Raw genomic sequence first — 12,717 nt, forward strand, 5'->3', positions numbered from 1 at the left:
AGAAAATTATTTGCAGCTGTATGAATAACCCAGTCAACTTACTGATTGTCCACCAAATTCTTTATACAGGTTATTTACCATGATCAGGAGTGCCAGCCACGAGTGGCGGTCGGAAGATCTACTGGCGTCGTTTGTTGCGACCAATCAGTTAGGTCAGGGAACGACCCTCGTACAGGTCTTCAGCAATGACAACGAGCATGTGCTGAAGCAGGCCCTGCGCGCTGTGCACACCCAACTACCCAATGCGACGGTTATCGGCTGTAGTGCTTATGGTTTTATCCGCGGCGATAAACGTGAGCTGGAAGGCACCCTGCTCAGTTTTACTCAGTTTGAGTCAACCCACCTGCACGGTGCCAGCCTGCCTATAGCTAGCGACAGCTATTCCGCCGGTCAGGATCTGGCAAAAACCCTGGTGCACCAGGACACCAAGGCAATGATTCTGTTTGCCGATCCGGTTGCCGGTGACGTCGAGACTCTACTCAAAGGGATCGCCTCAATCGCACCCCAGGTTATGGTCGCTGGTGGCTTGTCTGCGGATCATTTTGACTTCAGCGGTACTCGCACCCTTCTGGGCCAGGAGATATTAACGAACCAGGTGACAGGTGTAAGTCTGAGCGGCGAACAATTGCATCTGTGTAATCACCATTGCTTTGGCTGGCGGCCGGTAGGCAAGCCCATGACCATCACTAAGGTCGATGGCAGCCGTGTCTATCAGATCGATAACGAGTCGGCTCAAATCATTTTTAACAGGTATCTGGGGGCAGATGCCTGTCAGCAGATAAAAAACCATGCTATCGACTTCCCACTGCTGATTGAACGGGGAGATATGGCGATCGCCCGAGCACCAATGCAGCAGCATGGGGATGGCTCTATCAGCTTTGCAGGTAACTTTCGCGCCGGGGACAAAGTCAGATTTGCTTACGGCGACAAGGGACAACTGGCCAGCATTACACGGGGCGCGATATCCAAACTCCCTCTTGAAGATGCTGAGGCACTGTTTGTGTACGGTTGCGCAGGCCGTAGTCATTACCTTGGCAACAGTGCTGAGTTGGAGCTGGAAGCGTTGTCGGATGCGCCTCATACCTGCGGTTTTTTTGCGTTTGGTGAGCTTTATCATCAGTTCGCACCACTGTTACTGAATCATACTCATACCTATCTGGCATTGTCTGAAACAAAGCCACTCAAGCTAAAACAACTTGAGCTTCAAACCGGTTCAAGCAATACCCAGGCAATGAGTGAAGCCGCCCTGTTCAACCTGATCCGAACCACCAGTGATGAGCTAACTGAGCTAAACAACCGACTGGAAAGCAAAGTCGAAGAGAAGACCGAAGCACTGCATCGCCAATACTATCGTCACAGCATTACGGGCTTGCCTAATCGGCGTCAATTGCTGCGCGACATGCGCCCTGACAGCCCTTTTATCCCTGCCAAACTTTGCCTGTTTAACATCGATGGTTTTCGACAGATAAATGACTTTTTTGGCAGCCACACAGGTGACCAGGTGCTGCTGAACATCAGCCAGAAACTGGAGCGCGTATTTGCCCAGTATCTGGATGATGACTACCTCAAACTATACAAACTACCTAGTGATGAGTTTGCCCTTGCAGGCACGGCAGAGATCGCCAATGCGCTGTTTCTGGAAGTCGCCGGCAAAATGGAGCGTGAAGTCGAGGGCTTTCCAATTCAGGTTGCCGACAGTCATTTTGATATTCAGATAACGTGCGGCCTTGCCCTGCCATCCAGCACTGGTAGCGTACCCCAAGCCGACCAGCATGTATTACTGAGTCAGGCGGACCTTGCATTACGTCAAGCCAGGCAGAGCCACAAAAACAGTGTTATCTATGAGGAGAACATGCCGATTCTGGCGGTGACCTCCCATAACCTGGCATGGACACGTAAGCTGAAAAAGGCGATCCGCGAACAGAGAGTGATCGCTTACTATCAACCTCTCTACGACCTCAGCTCGGGTCGTATATGCAACTATGAAGCGCTGGCCAGGGTCATTGATGAAGAAGGCAACATAGTTCCGCCGAACAGCTTCCTCGATGTTTCTAAAAAATCCCGTCTCTACCATCATATTACCCAAGCGGTACTAAACCAGTCGGTAGAACTATTTCGAGGCACCGGGGCCCGATTCTCGATAAATCTGACCTTGCAGGACCTTCGCCACCAGGAGACTCTGAGGAACATTTACCGTCTGGTAGAAGATCGACGACTAGCACAACAGATCACCTTTGAACTGGTTGAAAGTGATAGCTTTGAGGACTATGACCTGGTCCATGAATTCCTGACCAAGGTGAAGCAGTGTGGTTGCCGCGTTGCCATAGATGATTTTGGTGCCGGGTACGCCAGCTTTGAACGCTTGGCAACGCTGGAAGTGGATTACCTAAAGCTGGATGGCTCACTGATCAAGTCACTGGATATCGATCCGAAGATGGCTGAGGTCACCCGTACCATTGTTGAGTTTGCCACTCGCCTGAATATGCGTACCACGGCAGAGTTCGTTCACAACGAAGCTATTCACGACAAAGTGAAAGAGATGGGATTCCATATAGCGCAGGGCTTCCACCTGTCACACCCCATCCCCGCAGAACAAGTGAAAGCACAATTAGAGTGTCGACACGCAACCGAAGAAAGTATTACTGACGAACAATGTTCAGGCGATGACGGTTTTACCGACCCGGGTAATGTAACGGCCTAGTTACTTAGACATTCGCCAATATGCTTACCTGACTCAGTTAAGCTCGTCGTCCTGCCAGTATTTAGTGCCGCGAATGGTCGCTTGCAACGCCAGGCCACTCTCAGTCATTTGGTAGATTTCAATGTCCCCGATCACCGCCTTACCACTTGCTTGCCCACCGTCTTCACCCGCTTTAGCCGCTGCATCAGCTTCACCACCGAACTCCCAGCCGCTCTCAATGAAAGAGTTCATGACTTTCTCGGTTTTAAAGATAAATACGGCTCGAAAATCTTTTACACCCAGGCCTAAACCTATGCCTGCCGTACCCATCTTCATATAGGTCTTCTTGCCAGAGCTGTTATTATTCACAACACCATAACCACCACCGACAGCGGCAATCAGCAAGTTGACATCAGCATTTTTAAACACCGCGTAGCCCGGTGCTGATTGCAGCTTCTGCTTTACGTCAGGCTTTGCCTCATAAAGGTCAGCAAGGGCTTTGTCATGCATCTTCATCACATTGGCGCGTTGCTCTTCAACTGATTCAGCCCATACGGTTCCAATGCTTGTTACAAACAGCACCAGAGCCAACCACAAATTCTTCATATATTCCTCGCAGTAACAGCAAGTTATCTGTTGTTACAAAGCTAGCTACCCGAGATAAAAGATCCAGTGAATTTGATTAAAAATTGGCACTGCATTGCACATTTCCTGTCTATTCCTGCGCCAATGTAACTTAACGTAACAGCTAGGTAACCCTCTGTTATTTAGTGTTTTTCGACTGTCCAAAAGTGATCTTGCGCAATTTTTTCCTGCTTCTATTGCCTAGAATCGTCCGCAATTTCATTCAGTAGGAGTCGACATGGCTATCGCTAAGCACACAGATGAACGCCAGCATTCAAGCCGATCTCTGATTCTCAAGGCCCCCCTGAGCGGCCTGGTTTATGACCTTTCTGAGGTACCGGATCCCGTTTTTGCACAGAAGATGGTTGGCGATGGCATTTCCATTGACCCCACCACTGACACTCTGATCGCGCCATGCGATGGCAAAGTGATCCAGCTTCACCCATCTCACCATGCGGTAACACTTCGCTCTCCTGAGGGAGTCGAGATCCTTATGCACATCGGCCTCGATACCGTGATGTTGCGTGGGGATGGTTTTGAGCCATTGGTGAAAGAAGGTGATCAGGTGGTTCACGGTCAACCTTTGATTCGTTTCTGTGCCGACAAAGTGGCACTGAACGCCCGCAGCCTGATGACAGAGATTGTGATAACCAATGGTGAATTGGTTGACCGCCTGATCCCTTCTCAGGGCCGAATTCAGGAACGTGATGACACCTTACTCGAAGTGGTACTGAACGAGAGTGCCAGCGAACAGTCCGAACAGACTGAAACAGCCAGCATGGCGTTGTTAAGCAGCAATCCTGTACTGGTCCCGAACCCAACCGGATTGCATGCTCGCCCTTCAGCCACGCTGGCAAAACTGGCGAAAGAGAGCGGTTGTGACGTGCTGCTTGAGTACAACGACAGTCAGGTAAATGCTAAAAGTGTCGTTGCACTGATGGGATTGAACGTGCCTTTCGGTGCTTCTGTCATCATTCATGCGGCGGGGCAAAATGCCGAACAGACAATCGCCACTATCAGTCAGGCTATCGTTGATGGTCTGGGTGAAGAGGTAAACCAAGCCGCAGAGGCAACAGCGCCAGCTGAGCCAGAGGAAGCTTCACTGCTACTGCCAAAACAGCAGCAAGCAGACCAACTGGAAGGCGTGGCAGCATCCCCAGGCCTCGCAATCGGCCAACTCTACGTTATCCAACCTGAGCATTTCGATATCTGCGAAACCGCCAGCGAGAGTGATGCCGAACAACAGAAACTGCTGCAGGGCATGACTGAAGCCGACAACCAACTGGCTGAGCTTGCACAAAGCTGGAAGGATAAAGGGGATGCCGAACGCGCCAAGATTTTTGAAGCGCATCAGGAGCTGTTAACCGACCCCACCCTGCGCGAAGCCGCAGATCAGTTGATTAGTCATGGTAAGTCGGCAGCATTTGCCTGGCGCCAAACCGTACAGACTCAGGCAGACAGCTTCCGCCAGATGGACAATCCACTGCTGCAGGAGCGGGCCAGCGATTTGCACGATGTGGGTAACCGTGTTCTGCGTATCATGCTGGGCATGCCAACCGATGGACCGGCACTGCCAGAGAATTCTATTCTGATCGCAGATGACCTGACCCCTTCAGATACTGCCAACCTGGATAAAAACCGCGTTGTGGGATTTGCCACGGTTCAGGGTGGTTCATCATCACATGTTGCCATTATCGCTCGCGCCATGGGCTTGCCTGCCATCGCTGGTATTGACCCTGAAGCGATGAAACAACAAAACGGCACCAAGGCGGTACTTGATGGCCAACAGGGTGTTCTGAAACTCAATGTCACAGAACAAGCTCTGGCAGAGATCCGTCAGCGCCAGCAGCGAGCGACAGAGCGTCAGCAAGCGGCATTGGCAGCTAAAGAACAACCCGCCACCACGCAAGATGATCACAATGTAGAAGTGGTCGCCAATATCGGCGGCATCAAAGACGCAACTAAGTCAGTTGAAGTCGGGGGCGAAGGCGTCGGTCTACTGCGCTCTGAATTCCTCTACCTGGACCGCGTAACAGAGCCTACAGAGCAGGAGCAATACGAGATCTATCGTGATGTATTGCTGGAACTCGGCCCAGAGCGCCCGCTTATTGTACGCACACTTGATGTAGGTGGCGACAAGCCTCTCGCCTACCTGCCATTACCAGAAGAGGAAAACCCATTCCTGGGACTGCGCGGTATTCGAATCGGCCTGGATCGCCCTACTTTGCTGCGCAAGCAGGCCCGCGCCATCCTTCGCGCCTCTGAGCACGGCCGCATCCGCATCATGTTCCCAATGATCGCTAACCTAGCTGAGCTTCGTCTTGCCAAGCAGGTAGTCGAAGAAGAGCGCGTCAAATTAGGGGTTGAGCCTATCGAGATCGGCATCATGGTGGAAGTCCCTTCCACTGCGGTTCTGGCAGAGCAATTTGCCCCTGAGGTCGACTTCTTCTCTATCGGTAGCAACGACCTGAGTCAGTACACCCTGGCCATGGATCGCGGTCACCCCAAACTGGCGGCTTTTGTTGACGGTCTCAACCCTGCGGTACTCAGCCTAATCAAGATGACGGCTGATGCAGCCCACAGACATGGCAAGTGGGCCGGCGTATGCGGTGGCATAGCCAGTGACCCACAAGCTGTACCACTGCTGGTCGGTCTGGGAATCGATGAACTGTCTGTGAGTGTTCCGGTACTGCCAGAGATCAAAGCACAGATACGACAACTTTCTCTCGCTGATTGCCAGACGCTGGCAACACAAGCACTGGCGTTAACTGACGCCAAAGAGGTTCGCGCACTGGTGCCTGTTGTCGATTGACGACAGGCCCGGCAAGAAACGTAAAACCAAAGCACTAAAAATATAATTAATAGTAAACACAAATACATAGGTAACTAGCTATGAGCATTTGGAAAAACTCTTTTTCCGCCCTGCAAAAGGTCGGTAAATCGCTGATGTTACCCGTATCGGTTCTACCGGTGGCGGGTATCCTACTGGGTGTCGGTGCCGCTAAGTTTTCTTGGCTACCCGAAATCGTTTCCCAGATCATGGAGCAAGCCGGTGGTGCCGTTTTCGGCAACATGGCATTGCTGTTCGCCATTGGTGTTGCCCTCGGCTTCACTAAAAACGACGGTGTTGCCGCACTGGCTGCTGCGGTAGGTTATGTAATCATGACCAAGACCCTGGCAGTTGTTGCCCCCGGCACCGATGTAGGTGTTCTGGGCGGTATTATTGCTGGTGGTATTGCTGCCTGGGCATTTAACCGCTTCTATCGGATCCAACTCCCAGCTTATCTTGGCTTCTTTGCTGGTAAGCGCTCTGTACCAATTATTACTGGTTTCACAGCGATCTTCGCTGGCTGTATCCTGTCATTTATCTGGCCTCCTGTAGGCGGACTGATCGATACCTTCTCACACTGGGCTGCTTATCAGAACCCAACCGTTGCTTTCGGTATCTACGGTGTTGTTGAGCGTGCGCTGATCCCATTCGGTCTGCACCATATCTGGAACGTACCTTTCTTCTTCGAAGCGGGCCAATGTACCAATACATCTGGTGAAACTATCAACGGTATTCTGAGCTGCTACAGCGCAGCTGATGCTGCAAGCCGCGAAGCTGGCAATGGCTTCGGTCAGTTAGCTGGTGCTTACATGTTCAAGATGTATGGTCTGCCTGCTGCTGCAGTTGCTATCTGGCACACAGCTAAGCCTGAAAACCGCGCAAAAGTAGGTGGTGTTATGCTGTCTGCTGCTTTGACTTCATTCCTGACAGGTATCACCGAACCAATTGAATTCGCGTTTCTTTTCGTTGCTCCACTGCTGTATGTTATCCACGCTCTGCTAGCTGGCACTGCGTTCGTACTAACCAATGCACTGGGCATGGTTCACGGTACTACCTTCTCGCACGGTCTGATCGATTTCATCGTACTGTTCGCTAACTCTCAGAAAGGCTGGTTGTTCCCTGTATTCGGTCTGATGTATGCCGCTATCTACTACGTTGTATTCCGTGTGGTTATCATCAAGCTGAACCTGAAGACACCGGGTCGTGAAGATGAAGAACAATCTGGTGCAGTTGTCGGAACTGGCGACGACCAGGCAAAAGATCTGGTTATGGCGTTCGGTGGCCCTGCAAACATCACAAACCTGGATGCATGTATCACTCGTCTGCGCGTTAGCGTGGTAGACCCAGCTAAAGTTGACCAAGCCAAGCTCAAAGCGATGGGCGCTGCTGGCGTGGTACAAGTGGGTGAAGGTATGCAGGCCATCTTTGGTACCCAATCTGAAAACCTGAAAACGGCGATGGATGAGTACCTGAGTCAACTGGGCGCGCCTCAGGAGGCTGTTGCAGTCCCAAAGCCTGAAGCCGTTCAACTGGAGAAGTCAGGTGATTTGGAATCCACGGCCGCAGTTCAGCCTCTGGTGCAAACCCTGATTGCCCAGATGGGCGGCAGTAGTAACATTGACAGTTTCCAGGCCTGTGCGACTAGCCGCTTACGCTTAAAGCTGAAGCAGCCAGTTCAACCAGATACGGACAAATTACTTCAAGCAGGTGTCACTGACGTTATGAAAATTAACGATACAGTGTTCCATCTCTTACTTGGTGATTTGGCCAACGCCTGTGAGCAGGAAGTGGCAAACCAGCTGAATCCAGCCTAACCCACTCCTAACTGTAAAGATTTAAGGCCCCTCTTCAGGGGCCTTTTTATTATCGATTTCGGCACTTTTGGCCACACATTATCCGCCATAAATCACATCTTTTAACAAGCACGCCTAGATCAAAATTTTCTTTAAGTTTCAATATGACACCGAGCATTTCGAAGGAGGTGAACTATAGTTAGGAACATTCAGGTTCACAGGAGTGTGGAAAAATGGCCCAGCCTTCCCTGCAGCTCAAGGCCCCGCTTTCAGGTTATATCCGTTCGATAGAAGACGTTCCCGATCCCGTATTCGCACAAAAGATGGTCGGTGACGGCATCGCGATAGACCCGACCAGCCAAGTATTAATGTCCCCAGTAGACGGTACGGTTATCCAGATACACCCAGCCAAACACGCGGTCACCATCCGCTCTGAACAGGGCGTTGAGATCCTGATGCATATAGGTCTGGATACGGTATTACTGAAAGGGGAAGGTTTCTTCCCTTTGGTCAGCGAAGGTGAACGAGTTACCCAAGGTCAACCCTTGGTTGATTTTGATGCCGACCAAATAGCTCTGAATGCCAGAAGCCTACTGACAATCATCATTATCACTAATGGTGACCTGGTTCATGCCTACCAATATGGCTCAGGCCATGTGGAAGCAGAACAAAATACAGTATTGGAGCTCAATCTTGCTGGCGCTACTGTTCAAGACAAGGTGGACAAGGAAAACTATGAGCCCGTTGAAGGACCGGCACTTGTTATTCCAAATCACGCCGGTCTGCACGCAAGACCTTCAGCCACGCTGGCTAACCTGGCCAAACACTATCAGTCAGAGATCACCTTGGTTCGTGAGGGCCTCAAAGCCAACGCGAAGAGCGTAGTCGCCGTGATGGGACTCAATGTGCAGTTTGGCGCGACCGTACACTTGGTTGCTAAAGGGCGTGATGCCGCCAAGGCCGTGGATGAGCTCACAGAGCAAATTAAACTCGGATTAGGTGAAGAGGTAGGCAAACAGGCAGAAGCACCCGCGGCGTCCGCTGAGCCGGAAGAGGCGCCTTTGCTGCAACTTAAGAGCGAAGAGCCTGATGTATTGATGGGGGTATCAGCGTCTCCTGGACTGGCAATTGGTCAGGTTTATCAAATAACCAAGGAAGCCTTGGAGTTTGATGAGCAAGGTTCAGACGTTAAAGGTGAGCAGGAAGCACTGATCGCAGCTATCGACCGCTCTAAAGAAGCACTGGAAGCTTTGCAGACCAAACTAAAAGCGGAAGGAGCCAACGATAGAGCAGAGATCTTCTCCGCGCACCAGGAGCTGCTGGAAGACCCAGGTATCTATCACGAAGCCAAACGACTTATCCATACGGGTAAATCAGCCGCATTTTCTTGGGATGCGGCCATCAACACCCAAAAAGCTGTGCTCACCCAGCTTGATAACGAACTTTTGGCTGGCCGCGCGAATGACCTTGAAGACGTTGGCCATCGAGTACTGCAACAGCTATTAGGTCAGGGCGACCAGAGTTATGACTTCCCTGAAAACTCGATTTTAATTGCCGAAGACCTTACACCGTCTGACACTGCCAACCTGGACCGAGAAAAAGTCATAGGGTTCTGTACTACGCTAGGTGGCGCATCTTCTCATGTCGCTATTATTGCCCGAGCGATGAACCTGCCGGCCATTGCGGGCATCGACAAAGAAGCGCTCGCTTTGCCTGGCGGTCGCAACGTTATTCTTGATGGCAGTAAAGGCAAACTATTCACAGCCCCAACTGAAGAGAAAATACAACAAGTCAAAGACGAGCAACAAAAGATCGCGCAAGCCCGAGAAGCCGCCCTTAAGACCTGCATGGAGCCAGCAACAACCATTGACGGTCACCGAATGGAAGTGGTCGCCAATATTGGCGGCAAAGAGGATGCTGAAAAGTCGCTCACTATGGGTGGCGAAGGGGTAGGCCTGCTGAGATCAGAGTTCCTCTATCTTGACCGGGTATCTGAGCCTGATGAAGAAACCCAGACTCAGATATACAGTGATATCGCTGCAGTACTGGGTAAAGACAAACCTCTGATCATCAGAACATTAGACGTTGGCGGCGACAAACCACTGGCCTATATGCCGCTACCAGAAGAGGAAAACCCCTTCCTTGGCGAGCGCGGAATTCGTGTTGGTCTGAACCGTCCCACCATGTTACGCCGACAAGTTCGAGCAATCCTTCGCGCCCATGAACATGGCAAAGTCAGAATCATGTTCCCGATGATCGCCACACTCCCTGAGCTGTTGGCTGCCAAGCAAGTTGTTTCGGAGGAAGCAAATAAACTCAACATCAGCGGTGTTGAGGTCGGGATCATGATAGAGGTACCCGCAGCGGCGGTGATGGCAGAAATCTTTGCCGAACATGTCGACTTTTTCTCTGTCGGCACCAACGACTTAACTCAATACACTCTGGCGATGGATCGTGGCCACCCCGTGTTGGCCCCGATGGTTGATGCCCTGAACCCAGCGGTATTGCGCCTTATCGACATGACAGTAAAAGGTGCTAATGCCCACGGCAAGTGGGTCGGTGTTTGTGGTGGTGTCGCTGGAGACCCTGCCGCTATCCCCATTCTGGTAGGACTGGGCGTGACAGAACTTTCTGTCAGCGTGCCGGTGCTCCCCGAAGTTAAAGCTCATATCAGAGAGCTGAGTATGGAGCAGTGTAAAAACGTTGCCGCCGAAGCACTGAAACAGCCAGACGCGGCTGCCGTGCGCGCTTTAACGGCATGAGATTGTTAATACCAATGTCACTAACAAGAATAAGGAACGCCCTATGAGTGTCTGGAGACATTCCTTCGCAGCTCTGCAGAAGGTCGGTAAATCACTAATGTTGCCGGTATCGGTGTTGCCGGTTGCCGGTATCTTACTCGGTGTGGGGGCGGCTAAGTTCACCTTCCTCCCCGAGATCCTGTCACAAATTATGGAACAATCGGGAGGTGCCATCTTCGGTAATATGGCACTGTTGTTCGCGATTGGCGTGGCCCTGGGTTTCACAGAAAATGACGGCGTAGCCGGTCTTGCTGCAACAGTAGGCTATGTCATCATGATCAAAACCCTCGCAGTCGTAGCCCCCGGAACCGATGTCGGTGTTCTTGGCGGTATTATTGCTGGTGGTATCGCGGCATGGGCATTCAAGCGCTTCTACCGTATCCAGTTACCCGCGTATCTTGGCTTCTTTGCAGGTAAGCGATCCGTTCCCATCATCACCGGTTTTAGTGCAATTGCGGCAGGTGTGATCCTGTCCTTCGTTTGGCCACCCATTGGTGATGGTATTAACGTGTTCTCACACTGGGCAGCAAACCAAAACCCTACGCTGGCTTTCGGCATTTACGGTGTGGTTGAGCGCTCTCTTATCCCATTCGGATTACACCACGTTTGGAACGTGCCGTTCTTCTTTGAAGCCGGTGAGTGTGTAAACGTATCCGGTGAACGTGTGACCGGGGTCCTGAGTTGCTACCTGGCGGCGGACGCTGTCACTCGCGAAGCGGGTAATGGTTTTGGCCAGCTGGCAGGCGGCTACATGTTCAAGATGTACGGACTGCCCGCAGCGGCAATTGCCATTTGGCACACTGCACGCCCAGAGAATCGCGCCAAAGTAGGCGGCATCATGATGTCAGCTGCACTGACTTCATTCCTGACAGGTATCACAGAACCCATCGAGTTCTCATTCCTGTTTGTTGCTCCAGTACTTTACGGTATTCATGCATTGCTGGCTGGCTCCGCGTTTGTGCTAACCAACGCGATGGGCATGGTTCACGGCACCTCCTTCTCTCACGGGCTTATCGACTTTATTGTCCTATATCCAAACTCTCAGGAGGGCTGGCTGTTCCCTGTATTTGGACTTATATATGCCGCGATTTACTACACATTGTTCCGCGTAGTCATCCAAAGTTTGAACCTTGCGACACCAGGACGAGAAGATGCCATGGTGGTGGATGATGATGACGAAGCTGAAGCGGCAAGCGGCGGCGAAGGCGGTATGACCCTGGAGTTAATCGCTGCATTTGGTGGAAAAGACAATATCGATAGCCTGGATGCCTGTATTACCCGGCTTCGTGTTGGCGTCAAAAACATCGATGCAGTGGATCAGGCCAAACTGAAGAGCTTAGGCGCAGCAGGTGTTGTCGTTGTTGGTCACGGCGTTCAAGCAATCTTTGGTACCCAGTCCGAGAACCTAAAAACCGATATGGATGAGGCTATCCGCTCGGGAAAGGCTGATGGCGTCGCACCTACAACTACGGCCCAGGTGCAGGCGCCAGTGGAAACCTCCACACCTGACGCTTCAACGGCCGTAGAGATAAGCGGTGATGTTAAACAGCATGTTGATGTTATTTGCGAAGCAATGGGAGGCGCAGCAAACATAGAAGATGTGATTGCATGTGCAACCAGCAGGCTCCGCATCTCTATCAAGCAACCTGTTGATGTTGAGCTGGCCCAGCTGGAAGGCGCGGGAGTCAAAGATTTTATGAAGATCAATGACAACCTTTACCATTTGCTTGTGCAAGATAACCCTACGGCACATGAAGCGGAGCTCAAGAGCCGCATCAAATAGTCCGAGTTGACTTAACGAATAAAGCCCACCCTTTAGTGGGCTTTTTTATATGGTGATTTTTGGGAGCTTTGCTTAGCCAAAAGACCCCTCACCCAACCCTCTCCCCCAGGAGAGGGCTTTGACAATGTGCAACCGGAACATAGGTAACACTTTAAACCGGCAACATGGGTTACACCTTTTCAAAGGTTGAGCAACGCCATTCGGTC

The 12,717-nt window shown here is 51.5% G+C and carries 5 protein-coding genes and 2 pseudogenes; 6 read left to right on the forward strand and 1 reads right to left on the reverse strand.

The features are described from left to right. Window positions 1-79 precede the first annotated feature (79 nt). Window positions 80-2,701, forward strand: coding sequence for a bifunctional diguanylate cyclase/phosphodiesterase (locus tag ABEA14_RS17435; RefSeq protein WP_345341809.1), 2,622 nt, complete (start codon window positions 80-82; stop codon window positions 2,699-2,701). Window positions 2,702-2,734: 33 nt separating this feature from the next. Here the strand turns inward: ABEA14_RS17435 and ABEA14_RS17440 are convergent, their stop codons facing one another. Beyond that, the gene (locus ABEA14_RS17440) at window positions 2,735-3,286 is read right to left on the reverse strand and encodes a lipid-binding SYLF domain-containing protein (RefSeq protein WP_345341811.1); all 552 of its coding nucleotides are present in this window, start codon (window positions 3,284-3,286) and stop codon (window positions 2,735-2,737) included. A 256-nt stretch (window positions 3,287-3,542) separates the two neighbouring features. Here ABEA14_RS17440 and ptsP (ABEA14_RS17445) point away from each other — a divergent pair, with 256 nt between their 5' ends. The 5 genes and pseudogenes from ptsP (ABEA14_RS17445) to ABEA14_RS17465 all read left to right on the forward strand — a co-directional run bounded on the left by ptsP (ABEA14_RS17445) (window position 3,543) and on the right by ABEA14_RS17465 (window position 12,511). Then, a complete protein-coding gene (gene ptsP, locus ABEA14_RS17445) occupies window positions 3,543-6,116 on the forward strand; it encodes a phosphoenolpyruvate--protein phosphotransferase (RefSeq protein ID WP_345341813.1) in 2,574 nt (857 codons plus the stop codon). A gap of 80 nt (window positions 6,117-6,196) precedes the next feature. Continuing rightward, window positions 6,197-7,615: pseudogene (gene ptsG / locus ABEA14_RS17450) on the forward strand (PTS glucose transporter subunit IIBC); the annotation flags it as partial. A 545-nt stretch (window positions 7,616-8,160) separates the two neighbouring features. Next, a complete protein-coding gene (ptsP, locus tag ABEA14_RS17455; RefSeq protein ID WP_345341814.1) occupies window positions 8,161-10,689 on the forward strand; it encodes a phosphoenolpyruvate--protein phosphotransferase in 2,529 nt (842 codons plus the stop codon). Window positions 10,690-10,732: 43 nt separating this feature from the next. Beyond that, window positions 10,733-12,166 (forward strand): annotated as a pseudogene (gene ptsG, locus ABEA14_RS17460) (PTS glucose transporter subunit IIBC); the annotation flags it as partial. 135 nt (window positions 12,167-12,301) lie between these two features. Beyond that, the gene (locus ABEA14_RS17465) at window positions 12,302-12,511 is read left to right on the forward strand and encodes a PTS sugar transporter subunit IIB (RefSeq protein ID WP_345341821.1); all 210 of its coding nucleotides are present in this window, start codon (window positions 12,302-12,304) and stop codon (window positions 12,509-12,511) included. Window positions 12,512-12,717: the final 206 nt, after the last annotated feature.

The sequence above is a fragment of the Corallincola platygyrae genome (assembly GCF_039544265.1).
Classification (GTDB): domain Bacteria; phylum Pseudomonadota; class Gammaproteobacteria; order Enterobacterales; family Neiellaceae; genus Corallincola; species Corallincola platygyrae.